Origin of the sequence: Ruania suaedae (assembly GCF_021049265.1) — a bacterium.
Lineage (GTDB): Bacteria > Actinomycetota > Actinomycetes > Actinomycetales > Beutenbergiaceae > Ruania > Ruania suaedae.
This window is the reverse complement of record NZ_CP088018.1, coordinates 1,999,767-2,020,647: the sequence shown is the minus strand read 5'-3', so window position 1 is coordinate 2,020,647 and position 20,881 is coordinate 1,999,767. Positions and strand designations below refer to the sequence as shown.

At 72.8% G+C, this 20,881-nt stretch carries 18 protein-coding genes and 2 tRNA genes; 13 read left to right on the top strand and 7 right to left on the bottom strand.

Going from position 1 to position 20,881, the window contains the following annotated elements:
• Positions 1-10: 10 nt before the first annotated feature.
• Together LQF12_RS09375 and leuA are read left to right on the top strand one after the other, a co-directional pair.
• Positions 11-1,669, top strand: a complete 1,659-nt coding sequence (locus tag LQF12_RS09375; RefSeq protein WP_231052673.1) for an FHA domain-containing protein — start codon at positions 11-13, stop codon at positions 1,667-1,669.
• 159 nt (positions 1,670-1,828) lie between these two features.
• On the top strand, positions 1,829-3,556 hold the full coding sequence (gene leuA, locus LQF12_RS09370; protein ID WP_231052672.1) for a 2-isopropylmalate synthase: 1,728 nt from the start codon (positions 1,829-1,831) through the stop codon (positions 3,554-3,556).
• On the opposite strand, the gene LQF12_RS09365 is transcribed toward leuA, so the two are convergent.
• A complete protein-coding gene (locus LQF12_RS09365) occupies positions 3,548-4,957 on the bottom strand; it encodes an HNH endonuclease signature motif containing protein (protein WP_231052671.1) in 1,410 nt (469 codons plus the stop codon). The two genes, leuA and LQF12_RS09365, sit on opposite strands and share 9 nt — an antisense overlap.
• Positions 4,958-5,169: 212 nt before the next feature.
• Here LQF12_RS09365 and recO point away from each other — a divergent pair, with 212 nt between their 5' ends.
• On the top strand, positions 5,170-5,901 hold the full coding sequence (recO, locus tag LQF12_RS09360; RefSeq protein ID WP_231052670.1) for a DNA repair protein RecO: 732 nt from the start codon (positions 5,170-5,172) through the stop codon (positions 5,899-5,901).
• Positions 5,901-6,692: an isoprenyl transferase gene (locus tag LQF12_RS09355; RefSeq protein WP_231052669.1), complete on the top strand. Its 792-nt coding sequence runs from the start codon at positions 5,901-5,903 to the stop codon at positions 6,690-6,692. The genes recO and LQF12_RS09355 overlap by 1 nt, the downstream gene beginning before the upstream one ends.
• A gap of 10 nt (positions 6,693-6,702) precedes the next feature.
• Here LQF12_RS09355 and LQF12_RS09350 read toward each other — a convergent pair whose 3' ends face one another.
• The 4 genes from LQF12_RS09350 to LQF12_RS09335 are packed head-to-tail and all read right to left on the bottom strand — an operon-like array spanning position 6,703 to position 9,380.
• The gene (locus LQF12_RS09350) at positions 6,703-7,245 is read right to left on the bottom strand and encodes a DedA family protein (RefSeq protein ID WP_231052668.1); all 543 of its coding nucleotides are present in this window, start codon (positions 7,243-7,245) and stop codon (positions 6,703-6,705) included.
• A 35-nt stretch (positions 7,246-7,280) separates the two neighbouring features.
• Positions 7,281-7,679, bottom strand: a complete 399-nt coding sequence (locus LQF12_RS09345) for a Fur family transcriptional regulator (RefSeq protein WP_231052667.1) — start codon at positions 7,677-7,679, stop codon at positions 7,281-7,283.
• 13 nt (positions 7,680-7,692) lie between these two features.
• Positions 7,693-8,598 carry a metal ABC transporter permease gene (locus tag LQF12_RS09340; protein ID WP_231052666.1) on the bottom strand — a complete coding sequence of 302 codons (906 nt, stop codon included), beginning with the start codon at positions 8,596-8,598 and terminating at the stop codon, positions 7,693-7,695.
• Positions 8,598-9,380: a metal ABC transporter ATP-binding protein gene (locus tag LQF12_RS09335; RefSeq protein ID WP_435531178.1), complete on the bottom strand. Its 783-nt coding sequence runs from the start codon at positions 9,378-9,380 to the stop codon at positions 8,598-8,600. Before LQF12_RS09335 ends, LQF12_RS09340 begins: the two co-directional genes overlap by 1 nt.
• 186 nt (positions 9,381-9,566) lie before the next feature.
• On the opposite strand from LQF12_RS09335, the gene LQF12_RS09330 reads away from it, so the two are divergent.
• Genes LQF12_RS09330 through LQF12_RS09300 form a run of 7 tightly spaced genes read left to right on the top strand, consistent with a single transcriptional unit; the run spans position 9,567 to position 18,933 of the window.
• Positions 9,567-10,955 (top strand): glycine--tRNA ligase, encoded by a 1,389-nt coding sequence (locus tag LQF12_RS09330; protein WP_231052665.1) that lies wholly within the window; start codon positions 9,567-9,569, stop codon positions 10,953-10,955.
• A gap of 24 nt (positions 10,956-10,979) precedes the next feature.
• Positions 10,980-12,158, top strand: coding sequence for a YibE/F family protein (locus LQF12_RS09325; protein ID WP_231052664.1), 1,179 nt, complete (start codon positions 10,980-10,982; stop codon positions 12,156-12,158).
• A gap of 12 nt (positions 12,159-12,170) precedes the next feature.
• Positions 12,171-13,358 carry a tRNA dihydrouridine synthase DusB gene (gene dusB / locus LQF12_RS09320; RefSeq protein ID WP_290370676.1) on the top strand — a complete coding sequence of 396 codons (1,188 nt, stop codon included), beginning with the start codon at positions 12,171-12,173 and terminating at the stop codon, positions 13,356-13,358.
• A gap of 32 nt (positions 13,359-13,390) precedes the next feature.
• Positions 13,391-14,680 (top strand): deoxyguanosinetriphosphate triphosphohydrolase, encoded by a 1,290-nt coding sequence (locus tag LQF12_RS09315; RefSeq protein WP_231052663.1) that lies wholly within the window; start codon positions 13,391-13,393, stop codon positions 14,678-14,680.
• A 40-nt stretch (positions 14,681-14,720) separates the two neighbouring features.
• The gene (gene dnaG, locus LQF12_RS09310; RefSeq protein ID WP_231052662.1) at positions 14,721-16,688 is read left to right on the top strand and encodes a DNA primase; all 1,968 of its coding nucleotides are present in this window, start codon (positions 14,721-14,723) and stop codon (positions 16,686-16,688) included.
• Positions 16,689-16,742: 54 nt separating this feature from the next.
• Positions 16,743-17,651 carry a DUF4352 domain-containing protein gene (locus LQF12_RS09305; RefSeq protein WP_231052661.1) on the top strand — a complete coding sequence of 303 codons (909 nt, stop codon included), beginning with the start codon at positions 16,743-16,745 and terminating at the stop codon, positions 17,649-17,651.
• A gap of 58 nt (positions 17,652-17,709) precedes the next feature.
• Positions 17,710-18,933, top strand: a complete 1,224-nt coding sequence (locus LQF12_RS09300) for a glycosyltransferase (RefSeq protein ID WP_231052660.1) — start codon at positions 17,710-17,712, stop codon at positions 18,931-18,933.
• On the opposite strand, the gene LQF12_RS09295 is transcribed toward LQF12_RS09300, so the two are convergent.
• Positions 18,915-18,988, bottom strand: a tRNA-Ile gene (locus LQF12_RS09295). The genes LQF12_RS09300 and LQF12_RS09295 overlap by 19 nt on opposite strands.
• A 46-nt stretch (positions 18,989-19,034) precedes the next feature.
• On the opposite strand from LQF12_RS09295, the gene LQF12_RS09290 reads away from it, so the two are divergent.
• Both LQF12_RS09290 and LQF12_RS09285 read left to right on the top strand, forming a co-directional pair.
• Complete coding sequence (locus tag LQF12_RS09290; protein ID WP_231052659.1) at positions 19,035-19,535, top strand: hypothetical protein; 501 nt, start codon at positions 19,035-19,037, stop codon at positions 19,533-19,535.
• Positions 19,536-19,590: 55 nt separating this feature from the next.
• Positions 19,591-19,663 (top strand) — tRNA-Asn (locus LQF12_RS09285).
• Positions 19,664-19,717: 54 nt separating this feature from the next.
• Here the strand turns inward: LQF12_RS09285 and LQF12_RS09280 are convergent.
• Complete coding sequence (locus LQF12_RS09280) at positions 19,718-20,749, bottom strand: 6-phosphofructokinase (RefSeq protein WP_231052658.1); 1,032 nt, start codon at positions 20,747-20,749, stop codon at positions 19,718-19,720.
• Positions 20,750-20,881: the final 132 nt, after the last annotated feature.

Here is a 20,881-nt window from a genome sequence, read left to right as displayed (position 1 = left end):
GAGGCCAACGGTGCCTGGGCTCTTCCCGCTGAACGCCGACGCCGCCGGGTTCATGGACCCACCGGCCGACCGTCCGCGCTGGCCCGATACCTGGACGCTGCGGCGGACCCGGTCCGAGGCACTGGGCCGTCTCACCCGCAGCTACGGCGGCTGGCGCCGGACGCTGGTGGGGGTGCTCGCCGTGGTCGTCACGGCGGCGGGTCTGCTGCTGGCCGGCCGGGGCGGGACGGCCGACGGCGCAGCCGGCCTGGCCATGACGGCCGGTGGCGGGGTACTCGCCCTGGCGGGGCTGGTGGGGTGCGCCTACGTCGCCCTCACGGGCTGGGCCCTGGTCTCGGCGATCCGGGCCTGGTCGAGGTTGCGCCCCCAGGACGGCGGACCGGGCGTGGCCCAGGTCTGGACAGCCGCCTTCGTGGTCCGGTTCGTGCTGGCCCTCGCGGTGACCGCCGGTGCGGTGCTGGTGGTGCTCGAGGTGATCGAGGACGTCCCGCTGCTCAGCGACGGGGGAGCGGGCGCCGCGGGCGATGCGACCCTCGCGCGCGGGGGCCTACTGGTGGTCGGTGCGCTGGCCACGGTGCTGGTGCTGCTCGGTGGCGTGCTGGCGGGCCGCGCCGTGCGCGCCGAGGGGTCCGGGGCGCCGGCGCAGGCCGGCGCCACCGGGCAGAGCGGTCAGACCGGCCAGAGCGGACAGGGTGGGCTGGGCGGACAGGGTGGGCTGGGTCCGGCCGGGGTCCCCGGCGTGCCCCCGAGGCCGCCCGACGTCGCACATGCCGGCGCTCCGGCCGCGGGCCGGAGCCCGTACGCGCAGCCCGGCGCCTCGCCCAGCGAACGGGCCTCGTGGGACGGGCCAGTGGCACCGCCGCCCGACGAGGCCGTCCCGGCCCCGCCGGAGCCGCACGGCCGGCCGGCGCCGGAACAGCCTCGGACACCAGCCGGCCTCACGGACCCCATGGATCCAGCCGACGCTGCCCACGAGGCCACCGTGCTGGGCCCGCCGCAGCGCGGGACGGCGCCCGGCGGGCCGAGTGCCGGGCAGTGGGCGCCGCCGGCGGCGGGCGAACCCGACCCGCACACCCGGACCTGGACCGAGCACCCCGATGAGCACTCCCACCCGGCGTCGGAGCAGGCGGCCCCCGTCGCGTCAGGGCCACTGCCCGGTGCGCCGATGGCCGGTGAGCCGGCGGCACCGGCCGGGGCGCCCTGGGAGACCACGGCACGTCCGGGCGCTGCCCCGCCGCTGGACGTGGCGCCGCCACCGGAGGAGCTCGACAACGAGGACACCCGCCTGGCCGGCGCGCGGGGCACGCCCGGCCGGATCCGCTTCCACACCGATGACGGCCGGGTGGTGGGCAGCGAGGGACTGAGCCTCGTGGGGCGCTCGCCCGCCGCCCGCGCCCAGGAGGACGTCGCCGCCCTGGTCACGCTGGACGACGGGGCCGTCTCCAAGACGCACCTCGGCATCAGGATCGTGGGCCCGCGGGCCTGGGTGATCGACCGGTCCTCGACCAATGGCACCACGCTCCTGTCCGCGGCCGGGGACGAGCGCGCCCTGGTCCCGTGGGAGGAGACGCCGGTGGCGCCGGGTGAGTCCGTGCGGATCGGATCCTCGGTGCTGCATGCGCGCGAGGACCGTTCGCCCAGCGCCCGCACCCAGACCAGCGACGGGTGAGGTGCGTGGTACGGTGCCGATCATGCGCATCGACGTCAGCCTCCTCCTTCGCTGCCGCGCCGAGGCCCACTAGGCCGGATCCTCGTCGCGGAGTGCAGTGGTGCCCGGCCTCACCCGAACCACAGCACCATCAATCACAGCGATGAGGATGATCTTTCGATGACACAGCGCACCACTCACGGCATGCCGGTGGGCAAGTACCAGCCCTTCGTCGGTGTCGAGCTGCCGGACCGGACCTGGCCGACCAGGACGATCACGGCTCCGCCCCGGTGGCTCTCGACCGACCTGCGCGACGGGAACCAGGCGTTGATCGAGCCGATGGACGCCGCCCGCAAGCGCCGCATGTTCGACCTGCTGGTGGCGATGGGCTACAAGGAGATCGAGGTCGGGTTCCCGTCCGCCTCGCAGACCGACTTCGACTTCGTCCGCAGCATCATCACCGACGAGGCGATCCCCGAGGACGTCACCATCTCGGTGCTGACGCAGGCGCGGCGCGAGTTGATCGAGCGCACCGTGCAGTCCCTCGAGGGCGCGCACCGGGCCACGGTCCACATGTACAACGCGACCGCCCCGGTCTTCCGCGAGATCGTCTTCCGCAACGACCGCGCCGCCACCAAGGAGCTGGCCACCGCCGGCACGCAGCATGTGATCGACTACGGCGAGAAGATCCTCGGGCCGGACACCGAGCTGGGCTATGAGTACTCCCCGGAGATCTTCATCGACACCGAGCTGGACTTCGCGCTGGAGGTCTGCGAGGCCGTGATGGACGTCTGGGCACCCGAGCAGGGCCGGGAGATCATCCTCAACCTGCCGGCCACGGTCGAGCGCGCGACGCCGAACGTCTACGCCGACCAGATCGAGTGGATGAGCCGCCACCTGAGCCGCCGCGAGCACGTGGCCCTGTCCGTGCACCCGCACAACGACCGGGGCACTGCCGTTGCCGCCGCCGAGCTGGCGGTCATGGCCGGTGCGGACCGGATCGAGGGCTGCCTGTTCGGTCAGGGCGAGCGCACCGGCAACGTCGACCTGGTCACGCTGGGGATGAACCTGTACAGCCAGGGCGTGGACCCGGGCATCGACTTCTCCGACATCGACGGGATCCGCCGGGCGGTGGAGTACTGCACGCAGATGGACGTCCACCCACGCCATCCCTACGGCGGTGACCTGGTCTACACCGCCTTCTCCGGCTCCCACCAGGACGCGATCAAGAAGGGCTTCACCGTCCGCAACGAGCGGGTGGCCGCCGCCGGGGACGACACCGCGATCGCCTGGGACGTGCCGTATCTGCCCGTGGACCCCGAGGACGTCGGCCGCAACTACGAGGCCGTCATCCGCGTCAACTCCCAGTCCGGTAAGGGCGGGGTCGCCTACCTGCTGCAGAGCACCCGCAACCTGGACCTGCCCCGGCGCCTGCAGATCGAGTTCTCGCAGAGCGTGCAGAAGCACACCGACTCCTTCGGCGGCGAGATGAGCGCTCAGCGGCTGTGGGAGATCTTCTCCGACGAGTACCTGCCCGCTGGTGAGCACGGCGGCCTGACGCCCTGGGGCCGGTTCACGCTGCGCTCGACGCAGATCACCTCGGCCGGTGACGGTAGCGACGACGTCCTGACCGTCACCGTCGATGACGGTGGTCAGGAGCGCAGCGTCGAGGCCCGCGGGAACGGACCGGTCGCGGCCTTCACGGCAGCGCTGGGCACGCTCGGTGTTCAGGTCTCGGTGCTCGACTATGCCGAGCACGCGCTCTCCGAGGGCGGGGACGCCTCAGCGGTCGCCTACGTGGAGTGCGAGGTGGCCGACCAGGTGATCTGGGGCGTCGGTATCGACCCCTCGATCACCACGGCCTCGCTCAAGGCCATCGTCTCCGCGGTCAACCGCGCCCTACGCTGAGGGCCCGGCCCGCGCGAACTCGCAGTCGGGCGCCGCGAGCTCGCAGTCGGGCACGCCGGGAGAGATCACGGCGTGCCCGCCCGGGCGGGTGAAGTGCCAGTGGCCGGCGTGGCGGGTGATGGCGATGTCGCGTTGGTGCACGTAGGCGTGGTGATACCAGCACAGCAGGATCCCGTGCTCGACGTCGGTGCGGCCACCGCGTGACCACCATCGGCTGTGGTGGATCTCGCCCCACCCCGGCGGCGCCTCGCACCCCGGGTACTGGCAGTGCCGGTCGCGGGCCCAGATCCCGCGGGTCTGGGCGGGGGTGTGCAGCCGCCGGCCGCGCCCGACGTCCAGCGGCTGGCCCTCCGGGCCGAACACGACCCCGGTGAACTCGCCGTCGCACGTCAGTGTGGCCAGCTGGGCGAATCCGATGGGCGTGCCGTCCTGCAGCGTTGCCGGCTCGGCGCCGCGCAGGGCCTCGATGGGGAGCCTCGCCTCGATCGTGCCGGCGTCGTGGGGCACGGCGGGCGGGGTCTGGACCAGGCGGTGGAGCGTCTCGGCGGGAACGTGCACCAGCAGCGTGGGTCGCACCCGCGCGTGGGGCCGGAACGCGCCCGAGTCGAGCGCGTGGCGGGCCATCGCCACCATGGCGTTCGCACGATGCTGCGACCGCGATCGTTCGTCCTCCTCGGCGGGAGTGCCGATGATCGCCTCGAGCGCGCAGGCCAGACCCTGGCCGTTCTCGGTCGTCAGCCACCCGTCCAGCCGGTAGCCGTCCAGGGTGGGGGACAGGTGCACGTGCTCGGCGGCGCTCTCCTCGCGCCAGTTCCGGTCGGCACCCTCGGGGTCGGCACGGATGGTCCAGGCAGCAAGCACCCGCGAGAACGCATCCGGAGGCAGGAGCCTGGCCTGCTGCACCAGGAACGCCTCGCCCGTGGCGGGATCGCTCAGGTGCTCGATCAGGACCGGGCTCTTCGTCGTCTCCCGCGCCAGCAGGCTGACGTGGTCCGGGCTGATCTCACCTGCCGCGGCGGCGCCGGCGGTCAGGGGCAGGTGCCGCAGGACCCGCTGGGCCGTGCGCAGTCTGGCGGCCGTGGGCGCCTTGCGGCGACCCGTCGTCTGGGCCCACCAGGCCGCCGGCGAGCGGTGCCCGTGCACCGCCCAGACGCCGTCGGCCTCGACGGCGGTCATGACGGAGGTGGTGACGGCCTCCAAGCGGCGGTGCGCCCCCTCCAGGCGGGTGACGAGCCCGGGCAGCCGGGCGGAGTCGACCTGGTGCAGGTCGAGGGCGAGCAGCTGGTCGAGCTGTGTACCGATGGTCTCGACGAGCTCCTCCACCCGGGGAGCGTTCCCCTCGGGTGTCCTCGCCATCCGGGCGCCGCCGGTAGCCCTCGCCGTGTGGTCGATGACGCTCATGCTCACCCCCGGTGCCCGTCCGCTGATCGTTCCTCCAGCGTAGAACACCAGTTCGATGGAGTCAAGACCTTTCCCCGGTATTGCAACGAAAAACCACGGTTGAGGGGTTGTGGACGAGTCGACATCGGCGCTGGTCAGAGCCTGGATGACGGGCGGTGTGCGGCCCGGCGCGGGAGTGCGCCGTCGGGGCCCTGGTGGGGGACAATGGCAGCGTGAAGCTGTATCGGGACGAGGCGATCGTGCTGCGCACCCACAAGCTGGGTGAGGCCGATCGGATCGTCACGCTGCTCACCCGCAACCACGGTCAGGTGCGCGCCGTCGCCAAGGGGGTGCGGCGGACCTCCTCGAAGTTCGGGGCCCGGCTCGAGCCGTTCGCCGTGGTCGACGTCCAGCTCTACGCCGGGCGCACTCTCGATGTCATCACCCAGGTGGACACCCTCGCCCCGCACGGGCGCGCGCTGTGGGCCGACTACGGGCTGTACACCACGGCCACGGCCATGGCCGAGACGGCGGAACGGCTGACCGAGGTCCCTGGCGAGCCGGCCACCCAGCAGTACCTGTTGCTGGCGGGGGCGCTGCGCGCCCTCGCGGAACGGCGCCACCCAGCCACGCTGGTGCTGGACTCCTACCTGCTGCGCGCGCTCGCCGTCGCGGGCTGGGCGCCGTCCTTCGACGAGTGTGCGCGCTGCAGTGCCCCGGGCCCGCACCGCGCGTTCTCGGCGCCCGTCGGTGGAGCGGTCTGCACCGGTTGTCGCCCACCCGGGGCTGCCGCCCCCGCGCCGGAGACGGTCGCGCTGCTCGGTGCGCTGCTCGCGGGGGAGTGGGCCGGCGCCGAGGCGAGCGAGGACAAGCACCGGCGCGAGGCCTCGGGGCTGGTCGCCGTCTACACCCAGTGGCACCTGGAGCGGCAGCTGCGCTCCCTGCGGCACGTGGAGCGCGCCTGATGCGGCCGTCCCAGCCGCCGCCCCCGCACCCCTCCGGAGCCCGCCCGCCGCAGCTTCCGGACCAGCTCGTCCCCCGGCACGTGGCGATCGTGATGGACGGCAACGGCCGCTGGGCCAACGCGCGTGGCCTGACCCGCAACGAGGGGCACGCCGCCGGTGAGGCGGTGCTGCTCGACGTCGTGGCCGGGGCGATCGAGATGGGCATCACGCACATCAGCGCCTACGCCTTCTCCACCGAGAACTGGAAGCGCTCACCCTCGGAGGTGCGCTTCCTGATGGGCTTCAACCGGGACGTGCTGCGCCGGCGCCGGGACCAGATGAACGACTGGGGCGTCCGGGTGCGCTGGGCCGGCCGGCGCCCACGGCTGTGGCGTTCGGTGATCTCCGAGCTGGAGGAGGCCGAACGTCTCACCGCCGGCAACAGCACCTGCACGCTGACGATGTGCGTCAACTACGGCGGCCGGGCCGAGATCGCCGATGCGGCGCGCGCGATCGGTCACGAGGTCGCGGCCGGGCGGCTGCACCCGGACCGGATCACCGAGCGGACCATCGCCCGCTTCCTCGACGAGCCGGACATGCCCGACGTGGACCTGCTGATGCGTACCTCGGGTGAGCAACGCACGTCCAACTTCCTGCTGTGGCAGTCGGCCTACGCCGAGATGGTCTTCATCGACAAGCCGTGGCCCGCATGCGACCGGCGGGACCTGTGGGAGGCGGCGCGCACCTATGCCAGCCGTGACCGCCGCTACGGCGGTGCGATCGACGCCCCGGAGGCTCCGGCCGGGGGCTGACGCCGAGGCCTCAGTCCCGGCCGTCGACGCCGCTCAGCTCCGCGGCCCGGGACGTGCGCACGCCACGCGCACGACGGCGCAGCACCACCACCCCGACGGCGGCCAGCACCACCAGTACCGCGATCACCGCAATCCCCACCGGCGAGCCGGCCGCGGCGGCCAGCGCCGCCTCCCACACCGCGAACCCGATGGTGGAGTAGATCGTGCCCCAGGCCAGCGCGCCCGGGATCTGTGCCAGCGCGTACTTCCACCAGGTGATCCGCAGGATCCCGGCGGCGGCCTGCACCATGGATTGGAACCCCACCGTGACGTAGCACAGCGGCACGGCCACCAGCCCCCAGCGCCGGATCGCGACGATCCCGGCGTCGGCGCCACCCCCGGCCAGCCAGTCGTGCGCGCGCCGGCGCCAGCCCTGATCGGGTCGGGTGCGGCGCAGCGCCTGGTCGGTGGGAACCCGGCCGATCCAGTACAGCAGCTGGCCGCGCAGCCAGGCGCCGGCCGAGAGCGTGGCCAGCACGAGCACGAACGGCAGGCCCGTGAGGAACTCAGGCACGCGCGCTCACCGCCGCAGGGGCGGACGCGAGGCGCTCACGCGCCCTCCCGGACGGCGGTGCACTGAGCGCACAGGCCGAACAGCTCGGCCGTGTGCTCGACGGCGCTGAACCCGTGCTCGGCGCCCACCGTCGCCGCCCACCGCTCCACGCTGGCGGCGTCGAGCTCGACCGTGGCGCCGCAGCGGCGGCACACCAGGTGGTGGTGGTGCCCGCGGGAGGCGCACTGGCGGTAGAGCGCCTCGCCGTCACCGTTGCGCAGGACGTCGAGGTCGCCGTTCTCGGCCATCACCTGCACGGTGCGGTAGACCGTGGCCAGGCCGATGCCCTCGCCGCGGTCGCGGAGCATCTCGTGCAGCTGCTGGGCGCTGCGGAAGTCGTCGGTGCCCGCGAGCAGATCGCTCACCGCCGCACGCTGGCGTGTCATGCGCTGCATCGGGCTCCTCCTGTCAGACGTGGACGTCATCCGCCATGTCCGGGTGCGGATCGACGCCACGCTCCCGGCGCGGCCGGACGACCGCGCGGATCGTGGCCACCCCAGCGTAGACGGTCACCGCGAGCACGACGATCGTCGCGCCCGGGGCCAGCGGCTCGGTGAAGGTGATCAGCAGCCCGCCCACGCAGACCACGGCGCCGATCACCATCGCGGCGGTCATGGTCCGCCGGAAGGAGGACGTCAGCTGTTGCGCGATCGCCACCGGCACGATCATCAGCGCACTGACGAGCAGGAGTCCGACCACGCGCATGGAGGCGGTGACCGTCAAGGCCGCGACCACGGCGATCAGGATCGTCAGCAGCCGCACCGGCAGCCCGGAGGAGCGTGCGAACTCCTGATCGTGGCTGACGGCGAAGAGGGCGGTCCGCAGCCCGATGCCGACCAGCAGGATCAGCCCCGACATCACCGCCGTGGTCACCAGGTCACCGGTGGAGACGGTCGAGAGGGAGCCGAACAGGTAGGCCATCAGGTTGGCGTTCGTCCCGCCCGCGAGGCTGATGATGACCACTCCGCCGGCGATCCCGCCGTAGAAGAGCAGGGCCAGCGCCACGTCACCGCTGGTGCGGCCGCGGGCGGACACGATCTCGATCAGCACAGCGCCGATGATGGCGGCGATCACTGCGCCGATCACCGCATAGGCGTCGTTCGGCTGGGCGTGGGTCCAGCTGCCCACCAGCCAGCCCATGGCCACCCCGGTCAGGGCCACGTGCCCGACACCGTCGCCCAGCAGGGACAGCCGGCGCTGCACGAGGTAGGTGCCCACCACCGGTGCCGTGGCGCCGACGATCAGCGCGGCGATCAGCGCACGCTGCAGCAGCGGGCTGGTGAGGGCGTCGGCGATCTGGGTGAACCAGTCCATCACGGCAGGCTCCGTTGCAGGCTCGAGTCGGCCGGTGGCTCGCCGTGGTCGGGGTGGACGTGCTCGTGCCCGGGGCCGGCGTGTGCCGGGGCGGGCTCGGGCAGGTCGCCGTCGTGCACCACGCGGCCGTGGCGCAGCACCACCGCGCGCTGCAGCAGTCCCCGCAGCTCACCGATCTCGTGCAGGACCACCACCACGGTCGTCCCGCCGTCGTGCAGGCCCTCCAGGACGCGCGCGAAGGCCTGTTGGGTGGGGGTGTCCACCCCGGCGACCGGCTCGTCCAGGACGAGCAGGTCGGGCCGGCGCACCAGGGCGCGGGCGATGCTCACGCGTTGCTGCTGTCCGCCGGAGAGCTCGTGCATGGCACGGTCACCCCGGTCGGCCAGTCCGACGGCGTCCAGCGCCTTCAGCGCCTGCCCGCGCGCCCCGCGCGGCAACCACAGCCGACGGCGTTGCAACAGCCCCGTGAGCACCACCTCGAGCGCCGTGGCCGGCAGCCCGGTGGGGGCGGGCCGGTGCTGGGGGACGTAGCCGATGCGGTGCCAGGGCACGGCCGCAGCCCGGCGCAGCGGCGCGCCGAACAGTGCCGCGCTGCCCGCGGTGACCGGTGCCATCCCGAGCAGCGCCCGCATCAGCGTCGACTTGCCCGAGCCGTTGGCGCCCAGCAGCGCCACCGTCTCCCCGGCGTCGACCTGCAGGTCGACGCCGCGCAGCACCCGGCCGCGGCCGTAGTCGACATCGAGACCGGCGGCCTCGATCACCGGCGTGCTCACTCCTGGCACCGATTCATGCAAACGATTCTCACTCTGTGCAGGGGAGGGTGTCAAAGCTCCGTGGCGAGCGCCACAGTGGCGGTACCCGGCGCGGCCGGCGGGGGTCAGCGGGGCCGGGGCCGGGCCCGGTAGCCTGTCGGGGAGTCACGCCCGGCACCCTCGCGGCGTGAGGTCCCCCGACCCAGGAGTGAAACCGTGGCCAAGGAGCCGTCCCGTCTCGATGCCGTCGTCAACCTCGCCAAGCGCCGGGGCTTCGTCTTCCCCTCGGGGGAGATCTACGGCGGGACGCGGTCGGCCTGGGACTACGGGCCACTCGGCGTGGAGCTGAAGGAGAACATCAAGCGCCAGTGGTGGCGGGCGATGGTCTCCAGCCGCGACGACATCGTCGGCCTGGACTCCTCGGTGATCCTGCCCTCGAAGGTGTGGCAGGCCTCGGGCCACATCCAGGCGTTCGTGGACCCGCTGGTGGAGTGCCTGAGCTGCCACAAGCGCTACCGCGAGGACCACCTGCTGGAGGAGTTCGAGGAGAAGAAGGGGCGTGCCCCCCAGGGCGGGTTGGACGAGATCGCCTGCGCCAGCTGCGGCACCCGCGGGCAGTGGACCGAGCCGAAGATGTTCAACGGGCTGCTCAAGACCTACCTGGGCGTCACCGAGGACGAGTCCGGCCTGCACTACCTCCGCCCGGAGACCGCGCAGGGCATCTTCGTCAACTTCGACAACGTCCAGCGCACCTCGCGGATGAAGGTGCCCTTCGGCATCGGGCAGATCGGGAAGTCCTTCCGGAATGAGATCACGCCCGGCAACTTCATCTTCCGCACCCGTGAGTTCGAGCAGATGGAGATGGAGTTCTTCGTCCAGCCTGGCAGCGACGAGGAATGGCACCAGTACTGGATCGACGCGCGCACGCAGTGGTACACCGATCTGGGCGTGGATCCCGCCAACCTGCGCCACTTCGAGCACCCGGCGGAGAAGCTCTCGCACTACTCCAAGCGCACGGTCGACATCGAGTACCGCTTCGGCTTCACCGGCAGCGAGTGGGGTGAGCTCGAGGGGATCGCCAACCGCACCGACTTCGACCTGTCCACGCACAGCGAGCACTCCGGCAAGGACCTCAGCTACCTCGACCCGTCCACGAACGAGCGCTACACGCCCTACGTGATCGAACCGGCGGCGGGGCTGACCCGGTCGCTGATGGCGTTCCTGGTGGAGGCCTACACCGAGGACGAAGCGCCCAACGCCAAGGGCGGGGTGGACAAGCGCACCGTGCTGCGCCTGGACCACCGGCTGGCGCCGGTCAAGGCCGCGGTGCTGCCGCTCTCGCGCAACGAGCAGCTCTCCCCGACGGCCCGCGACCTGGCCGCGCAGCTGCGCAAGCACTGGAACATCGACTTCGACGACGCCGGTGCGATCGGGCGCCGGTACCGTCGCCACGACGAGATCGGCACCCCGCTGTGCATCACCGTCGACTTCGACACCGCCGACGACCAGGCCGTCACCGTCCGTGAGCGCGACACGATGAGCCAGGAGCGCGTCTCCCTCGACCAGGTGGAGTCCTACCTGGCGGCGAGGCTCGTCGGAGCCTGAGGCGTGGGCCACCATCACGGTCCGGTGCCCCTGGACCACCAGGAGGCGCGGCGGGCGCGGCGGATCCTGCTCGCGATCACGTTGCCGCTGCTGGTGGCCACGCTGGCCGGGCTGGTGCTGCTGTGGCCCAGCGGCGACACCCCGGTGGGCTCCCAGCCCAACCCCGTCGACGGGCCCAACTTCGCCGACGCCACCGTGGTGGAGGTCACCGGCGATGCCGGGGAGGAGATCCGGGCCGAGCTGCACGACGGCAGCGACGACGTGGTGCCGGTGCAGGTGGCACCGGAGATCTTCGCCGCCGGCATCGATGAAGGGGACCGGATCCGCGTCTTCTTCACCGCCAGCGCGATGGGCTCGGGCAGCCCCTACGTCTTCGTCGACTTCGTCCGCGGCACCCCGCTGATCATCCTCGCCGTCGTCTACTCGCTGCTGGTGCTGGCGGTGGCCCGGGTGCGCGGACTGATGGCGATCGGCGGGCTGCTGCTGTCGATGGCCGTCGTGGTGGTCTTCCTCGTCCCGGCGCTGATGACCGGCGGGCCGCCGCTGCTGATCACGCTCGTCGGTGCGAGCGCGATGATGTTCGTGGCCGTCTATCTCGCCCACGGGATATCGATCCGGACCACGACGGCGCTGCTGGGCACCTTCGCGGGCCTGGCCGTGACCACGGCGCTCGCCGGCTGGGCCACGGCGGCCGCCGAGCTCAGCGGGGTCGGCTCGGAGACCTCGATCATGCTGAACGCGATGCTGCCCGGGGTCGGCCTGCGCGACCTGCTGCTGTGCGGCATCGTCATCGCCGGCCTCGGTGCGCTCAACGACGTCACCATCACCCAGGCCTCAGCCGTGTGGGAGCTGCATGCGGCCTCCCCGACGGCGTCCCGCCTCCGGATCTTCCGCCGCGCCATGCGCATCGGCCGCGACCACATCGCCTCCACCGTCTACACCCTGGCGTTCGCCTATGTCGGCACCGCCCTGCCCACCCTGCTGATCGTGATGCTCTACGACCGGCCCCTGGGCAGCACTCTGACGGCCGGCGAGATCGCCGAGGAGCTGGTGCGCACCCTGGTCTCCTCGATCGGGCTGGTGCTGGCGATCCCGGCGACCACGGCGCTCGCCGCCGCCCTGGTGCGGACGGCTCCCTCCCGCCACGTGCGCACCGGTCAGGCCCGGCCCGAGCCCCCCGCCCAGCCCGAGCTGCCCACCTGAGACAATGGCCAGGTGAGTGCGCTGCAGATCGGACCGATCGCCGTCGGGACCCCCGTGGTGCTCGCCCCCATGGCGGGCGTGACGAACGCCCCCTTCCGGCAACTGTGCCGGGAGGCCGGCGCCGCCGGCCTGCCCACCGACCTCCCGACGGCGGCCGGCCCCGCCCCCGCAGGCCTCTACGTCGCGGAGATGGTCACCTCCCGCGCCCTGGTCGAGCGCACCCCGGAGTCGATGCGGATCATCTCCCGCGATGCCGGTGAGCGTGTGCACAGCGTCCAGCTCTACGGCGTGGATCCGGCGACCGTGCGCCTCGCCGTGCGGATGCTGGTCACCGAGCGGCGCGCCGACCACATCGACCTCAACTTCGGCTGCCCGGTGCCCAAGGTCACCCGCAAGGGCGGGGGAGCGGTGCTTCCCTGGAAGAGCGAGCTGTTCTCGGCGATCGTCACCGCGGCGTGCCAGGAGGCGGACGGGTCCGGCATCCCGGTCACGGTGAAGATGCGGATGGGTATCGACACCGACCACCTCACCTACCTCGACGCCGGTTTGCGCGCGCAGGAGGCCGGCGCCGCCTCGGTGGCGCTGCACGCCCGCACGGCCGCGGACTACTACTCCGGGACCGCGCACTGGGAGGCGATCGCCCGGCTGAAGGAGACGGTCACCGACATCCCGGTGCTCGGCAACGGGGACATCTGGTCGGCCGAGGACGCTCTGGCCATGGTGGAGCAGACCGGGTGCGACGGGGTCGTCGTCGGGCGGGGCTGCCAGGGCCGGCCGTGGTTGTTCACCGACCTGGTGGCGGCCTTCTCGGGCTCGCCGGTGCGGGTGCGGCCAGGGCTGGCCGAGGTGGCCGCCGTGCTGCGTCGCCACGCCGAGCTGATGGTCGAGCACTTCGGGGACGAGCTCAAGGCGCTGCGCGAGCTGCGCAAGCACATGGCGTGGTACCTCAAGGGCTACGTGGTCGGGGGTGAGGCGCGCGCCGCGCTCGGGCTGGTCAGCACCCTGGCCGAGCTGGACGAGCGGTTGGCGGCGCTCGATCTGGATCAGCCCTACCCGGGCGCCGGAGCCGAGGGCCCGCGCGGGCGGGCGGGCACGCCGAAGACCCCGCACGTGCCCGAGGGCTGGCTGCGGAGCCGGGACATGGACGACGCGCTGCGGGAGATGATCGCCCAGGCCGAGTCCTCGGTCTCCGGCGGCTGAGGGCGGCTGCCAGACTGGCTAGGGTGGAGCGCGTGCGCCACGAGAACACTGCCGCACCCGGGGAGTACGGGCCGGGTGACGTCGAACGGTGGTACGCCGAGCCACCGAAATCGGCGCACCGCACCCCGTTCGAGCGCGACCGCGCACGCATCGTGCACTCCTCGGCGCTGCGCCGGCTCGGGGCCAAGACCCAGGTGCTGGGCCCGGGGACGGACGATTTCGCCCGGACCCGTCTGACGCACTCCCTCGAGGTGGCCCAGGTGGGTCGCGAGCTCGGCAAGTCGCTGGGATGCGACCCCGACGTGGTCGACACCGCCTGCCTCGCCCACGACCTCGGGCACCCGCCGTTCGGGCACAACGGCGAGACAGCCCTCGACCAGGTGGCCGCCGCGATCGGCGGCTTCGAGGGCAACGCCCAGACCTTGCGGTTGCTGACCCGGCTGGAGCCGAAGACCTTCACCCCCGACGGCGCGGGCGTGGGCCTCAATCTCACCCGCGCCAGCCTGGACGCCGCCACCAAGTATCCGTGGGCCGCGGGTCAGGGGCCCGTCCGCCCGGACGGGGGCACCACCCGCAAGTTCGGGGTCTACGACGACGACCAGCCCGTCTTCGACTGGTTGCGCCAGGGTGCGCCGCCGCTGGCGCGCTGCATCGAAGCCCAGGTCATGGACCTGGCCGACGACGTCTCCTACTCCGTGCACGACGTGGAGGATGCCGTCTTCTCCGGTCGGGTGGACCTGAGCACCCTGACCCAGGAGAGCGAGCGCGACCGCGTCCTGACCCAGGTGCGCCAGTGGTACGACCCGGCGGTCGGTGACGCGGAGCTGGACGCCGCCATCGACACCCTCTCCGGACTGGACTACTGGGTCACCCGCTACGACGGCACCCGCCGCGGTCAGGCCCGCCTGAAGGACATGACCAGCCAGCTCATCGGCCGGTTCTGCGACGCCGCCGGGCGCGCCACCCGGGCTCGGTTCGGGGACGGGCCGCTGGTGCGCTACGACGCCGACCTCGTGGTCCCGGACGCGGTGCTCGCCGAGATCAGCATCCTCAAGGGCATCGCGGCGACCTACGTGATGGCCCCGCGGGAGGAGGACACCCTCTACCAGCGCCAGCGGCTGATCCTGACCGACCTGGTCGCCGTGCTCTACGACCGGGCCGAGATCGCGCTGGCGGAGATGTTCGCGGAGGACTTCGCCGACGCTGACGACGACGACATCCGGCTGCGGGTGGTGGTGGACCAGGTGGCCTCGCTCACCGACCTCTCCGCGCTGGAGTGGCACGCGCGGATGTGCGGTCCGCAGGTCGGCACCCTGCTGTGAGCGCGCCGGAAGAACGCTGCGGAGCACCTACACTCGGCCCATGGCTGGGCTGATCCGCCGCGAGGACATCGCGGCCGTGCGCGAGCGTGCGACGATCGAGGACGTCGTCGGCCAGCACGTGACGCTCCGCAGCGCCGGGGTGGGCTCGATGAAGGGCCTGTGCCCGTTCCACGACGAGCGCACGCCCTCCTTCCACGTGCGGCCCCAGCTCGGGCTGTGGCACTGCTTCGGGTGCGACGAGGGCGGGGACGTCATCTCGTTCGTGCAGAAGATTGACCACCTGCCCTTCACCGACGCGGTGGAGCACCTGGCCGGCCGCGCGGGTATTCAGCTGCGCTATGAGGACGACGGCGGCCCCCGCCGGCCGCGGGAGGAGCCCGGGCGCCGTCAGCGGCTCATCGAGGCCCACCGGGTGGCGGCGGAGTACTTCGCCGCCCAGTTGCTGACCGAGGAGGGCAAGACCGGCCGGGAGTTCCTCGCCGAGCGTGGGTTCGACCGTGCCGCGGCGGAGCACTTCGGTGTCGGGTACGCCCCCCGGGGGTGGGACAACCTGGCCCGGCACCTGCGGGGCAAGCACTTCACCGAGCCGGAGCTGACGGCCTCGGGGCTGCTCTCCCAGGGCAATCGCGGCAGCTACGACCGGTTCCGGGGGCGGCTGGTGTGGCCGATCCGGGACCTGGCCGGGGACGTCGTCGGCTTCGGGGCACGCAAGCTGTACGAGGACGACCAGGGCCCGAAGTACCTCAACACCCCCGAGACGTCGATCTACAAGAAGTCCCAGGTGCTCTACGGCATCGACCTGGCCAAACGCGAGATCGGCAAGCGCAAGCAGGTCGTCGTGGTCGAGGGCTACACCGACGTCATGGCGATGCACCTGGCCGGCGTGCCCACCGCGGTGGCCACCTGCGGCACGTCCTTCGGGACCGAGCACATCAAGGTCGTACGGCGGATGCTGGGGGACACCGCGGGCCCGACGGCGGGCCTGATGCTCTCCTCCGGGGCTGCCCTGGGCGGCGAGGTCGTCTTCACCTTCGACGGCGACGAGGCGGGGCAGAAGGCGGCCCTGCGTGCCTTCGACCAGGATCAGCAGTTCGCCACCCAGACCTTCGTCGCGGTCGAGCCCAGCGGCGTCGACCCGTGCGAGCTGCGTCAGCACCGAGGCGACGAGGCCGTGCGGGAGCTGGTCTCGGCACGCGAACCGCTGTTCGAGTTCGCGATCCGGTCGGTGCTGCGGCAGGTCGACCTGGAGACGGTGGAGGGGCGCTCGACCGGGCTGCGGATCGGAGCGCCCGTGGTCGCGCGGATCCGCGACCGGGTGCTGCGCGCCGGCTACATCCGCGAGCTCGCGGGGTGGCTCGGGCTCGACGAGGGGACCGTGCGCCAGGCCGTGCAGCAGGCCGGCCGGGCACCCGCCCAGGGCGGGGGGCCCTCCCGCCCGGCCGCAGGCGGGCGTGGGCAGGCCCCCGACGGCGCAGCCCGCCCCGCCGTCGACCGTTCCGACCCGGTGGCCAGACTCGAGCGGCAGGTGCTCGAGGTGGTGATCCAGCTGCCGCAGCATGCGCTGGAGGCCGGCTTCGACGACCTCGGCGCCGACACCTTCGTGGCCCCGGCCCACCGTGCGGTGCACGATGCGATCCGGTCCGTCGGGGGCACCCGCCGGTTCGGCGAGCTCGCCGGCGGGTTGCTCGCGGGCGGGGCGGGCGCCCAGGGCAGCGACCGGGCCGCGGCGCTGTGGGCCGAGGAGGTCCGGGAGGCGGCCGGCGGGCCGGTGGCGACGCTCGTGACCGAGCTCGCCGTGGCACCGCTTCCCGAGGACCGGCCGGATTCCCTGGGTCACTACGCGCGGGGGGTCCTGGTGGCGCTGCTCCGGATGGGCCTGACCCGGCAGATCGCCGACGCCAAGGGTCGCCTGCAGCGCATGGACCCCAACGATCCCGCCTATGCCGAGGCCTTCGCCGAGCTGCTCGCCGTGGAGGAGCGGCGCCGGGGGCTGCAGGACGCCGGCTAGCGGCGGGCGGGCAGCTGGGTGCGTGGCGGTGCGGCGGAGCGATAGCCTGGCGACATGAGCGACCAGAACCCGCCCGGTCCCTACGGCCAGCCCGCCGGGGGCCAGAGGCCCGGAGCGGGCGAGCCGTTCGGTCAGCCGCCGGCGCAGACCGGCGGGTATGGCGGGTATGGCCCGCAGCAGCCGCAGCAACCAGGGCCCGGGCAGCCCCCTCAGCCGAGCGGGCCCGGCCACGTGCCCGCTGTGCCCACTCCGGGCTACGGGCCGCAGCCTGGCTACGGACCCCAGCCGGGATACGGCGGGGCCGGTGGGCCGGGCGGGCCCTATGGGCAGCCCGGCTACGGCGGTCCGGGCGGGCCGCCGCCGCAGAAGTCGAACAAGGCCGTTATCGTCGTCGTGGCCGTGCTCGTGGGCCTCGCTGTCCTCGCCGCCCTAGCCTTCGGCGTCACGCAGGTGCTCGGCGGCAGCGACGATCCGACGACCGAGCCGGCCCCGGCGCCCACCTCGGTGGAGCCGACCACCCCGGAGCCGACGGCCGACCCCGAGCCCACCACCCCGGCGGACGTGCTGGAGCTGGGCACCGAGGCGACCGTGGGGGACTGGACGGTCTCCGTGCACGATCCGGAGTGGGACGAGACCGATCAGATCGTCGCCGACGGCAGTGACGAGCCGCCTGCCGGCACCCAGTACGTCTACGTCTACGCCACGGTGACCAACAACAGCCAGGAGACCCTGGAGGTCTACGACGAGCTGCAGATGGCCTACTTCGGCGCCGATCGCGAGCAGTACAACGGTTCGCGGGCGGTCGCGCCCGACGACGCCTACTTCCTCGATCCGGTGGAGCCGGGGGAGCAGGTCTCGGGCACCTACATCTTCGAGGTGCCCACCGGTGACGCGATGGACGGCGTGTTCGCGATCGGCGTGCCGGACGATGCGACCCAGGTGGCGTACTACGCCGCGAACTGACCCCGGCCGGTCCCGGCCGGCGGCCGGGCGCAGCCGAGGAATTCAGTAGGCTTCCCGGGTGTCTCCACGGATCGCGATGCTCAGCCTGCACACCTCCCCGGGCGCACGGCCGGGTTCCGGTGACGTCGGTGGCATGAACGTCGTCATCCGCGAATTGACCGCGCAGCTGCATGCCAGCGGGTGCGACGTCGAGATACTCACCCGCCGCGCCGATCCCGACGTGCCGGACGTGGTCGAGCTCGACGGGGGAGTGCGGCTGCGCTCGATCACGGCGGGCCCGCCCCGGGTGCTGCCCAAGCGCGAGCACGAGGCCCTGGTCACCGAGTTCGGCCGGCAGCTGCTCGCCGGCCCGCGTTACGACCTCGTGCACGCCCACCACTGGTATTCGGGATTGGCCGCCGGGCCGGCGGTCGAGCGCTGGCAGGTGCCGCTCGTGCAGTCGTTCCACTCGATCGCCGCGCCCGCCCACACTGAGCTGGGTGAGGGCGAGCGCCCCGAATCCCCGGGCCGGCTGCCGGCGGAGGCGGACCTGGCCGGGCGGGCGGACGCCCTGCTCGCCGTCAGCACCGCCGAGGCCCGCACCATCGTCGAGCGCCTGGGTGCCGCGCCCGACCGCGTGCACGTGGTCCCGCCCGGTGTGGACACGATGCGGTTCCGCCCGCACACCGGCCCGCCGCCGCGCGCCGTCGAGCGCGACCGCCGTGGGCGGGACTACCTGCTCGTCGCCGCCCGGCTGGAACCGCTCAAGGGGGTGGACCTGGCGATCGAGACGCTGGCGGGGCTGGAGCCGGCCACCGCACCGGACCTGGTGATCTGCGGCGGTGCGACGGCAGGGGAGGAGGAGTACGTCCAGGAATTGCACCGGCTGGTGGCCGCGCGCGGTCTGCAGGACCGGGTGCGATTCCTGCAGCCGCAGGAGCGTGACGATCTCGCTGCCCTCATGGCTGGTGCGCTCCTCGTGCTCGCCCCCTCGCACTCCGAGACCTACGGCCTCACCGCGCTGGAGGCCGCCGCGAGCGGCGTCCCGGTGGTGGCCGCCGCCTCCGGCGGCCTGGTGGAAGCCGTCCTCGACGGCGAGACCGGCACCGTGCTGACCTCCCGCGAACCCCGCGTCTGGGCCGGCGCCGTCGCGAGCCTGCTGGCGGAGCCGGCCGCCCGCGCACGCATGGGGCGGGCCGGGCGCGCCCACGCCGAGCGGCACACCTGGGCCAGGATGGCCGAGGGAACGCTCGCGGTGTACGAGCGCCTGCTCGCGCGCAGCGGTGCCCCAGGTGGGGCTTGAACCCACGACCGACGGATTATGAGTCCGCTGCTCTGACCGGCTGAGCTACTGGGGCGGCGCAGCAAGCCTAATGGGTGCCTGCAGGGGTTACGGTCGGGGCTATGAGGAGACGCCGTAGCGAGCTGCCCGACGCCGTCCGTTCGCGCCTGGAGGCCGGTGCGCGGGTGCTGGGATCGACCGACCTGGCCGGCGGTGGCGGCGTGGTGGTGACGACCGTCGGCCTGCTCACGTGGGGCGAGGAGGGTGTCGAGGTCGACCGCCCGTGGTCGGAGGTGGACGCGGCCGGATGGGACAGCGAGGCCGGCACGATCATCGTGACCTGGGTGGACGGTGCGCCGGCGACCTCGCTCGACGTCGGTGAAGGGACGGGCGTGCGTGAGCTCGCCTACACGATCAAGGAGCGGGTGGACCACTCCCTGGTCGTCCTCGAGACGGTCTCACTGCCCGGTGGCGGGCACCTGCGCGGGGCGGTGCGCCGCAACGCCGACGGCTCCCTCTTCTCGCAGGTGACGATCTCTGGGGTGCGGCGCCCGCCGGCGGACGTGCAGGAGCGAGCGGCGGCGCTGGAGGAACGGGTCCGGGCCGCCGTCGGCCTCGACTGAGGGCGCTGCGAGCGGTCGGAGCACCCGCGCCGGTGCGTTAGTATTGTCTGCGCGATCCCTCATAGCTCAATTGGCAGAGCATCCGACTGTTAATCGGACGGTTGTTGGTTCGAGTCCAACTGAGGGAGCACCGAGCACGGCCCCGGACCATTGCGGTCCGGGGCCGTTTCGCTGTCCGGGCGTCACCGGCCGAAGAGCGCCCGCGCCTCGTCCCACCGGTGCTGCGGCACCGTCTTCAGGCCCGCCAGCGCCTCGGTGAGGTCGACCCGCTCGATCTCGGTGCCGCGGATCGAGACCATCTGCCCCCACGCGCCGTCATGGACCAGGTCCACGGCAGCCATCCCGAACCGGGTGGCGAGCACGCGGTCGAAGCCGGTGGGGTTCCCGCCGCGCTGGACGTGGCCGAGGATCGTGTTGCGGGTCTCGATCCCGGTCCGTCGCTCGATCTCGGAGGTCACCAGTGCGCCGACGCCTCCCAGCCGGGGCCGGCCGGCGGCATCGGTACCGTTCTCGGCCAGCACGTCCTCACGCTCGGCCGGGATGAACCCCTCGGCGACCACGACCAGGGGCGAACGGCCACGGTCGTGCACGTCCTGCACCCACGCGCACACCTCCGGCATCCCCACGCTCTGCTCGGGGATGAGCACGGCGTGAGCTCCGACAGCGACGCCGGAGTGCAGCGCGATCCAGCCCACGTGCCGGCCCATCACCTCGGCGACCATGCAGCGGTGGTGGGACTCGCCGGTGGTGCGCAGCCGGTCCATCGCGTCGGTCGCGATGGAGACCGCGGTGTCGAACCCGAACGTGTAGTCGGTGCCCTGCAGGTCGTTGTCGATGGTCTTGGGAACGCCGACGATCGGCAGCCCTTCCTCGGCGAGCCGCTTGGCACCCGCCAGGCTGCCCTCGCCGCCGACCACCACCAGGGCGTCGAGCTCACGGCGCTGCAGCGTGGCCGCCACGGTGGCGACCCCGGCGTCGGGGCCGTCCATCGGGTTGGTGCGCGAGGACCCCAGGATCGTGCCGCCGTCACCGGCAAGCCCTCGCACATCGGTGCGGTCCAGGGTGATCGCGTCGTTGGTGAGGACGCCCCGCCACCCGTGCCGGAACCCTACGAAGGTGTCCTGATGGCTCTTCACCCCATGCAGCACGGCGCCTCGGATGACCGCGTTCAGCCCCGGACAGTCGCCGCCGCTGGTCAGGATGCCGATCTTCATGTCCACCTCCCGGCTGGATGTCCTGCCCAGCGTAGGGGGAGTGCGGTGACGCCGCGGTGTCGGTGACATGTCGGGCAGATGGCGCGGCGCGCGCGAGGGCCTCTGGCGATCGGGGGAGCCGCGCACTAGGCT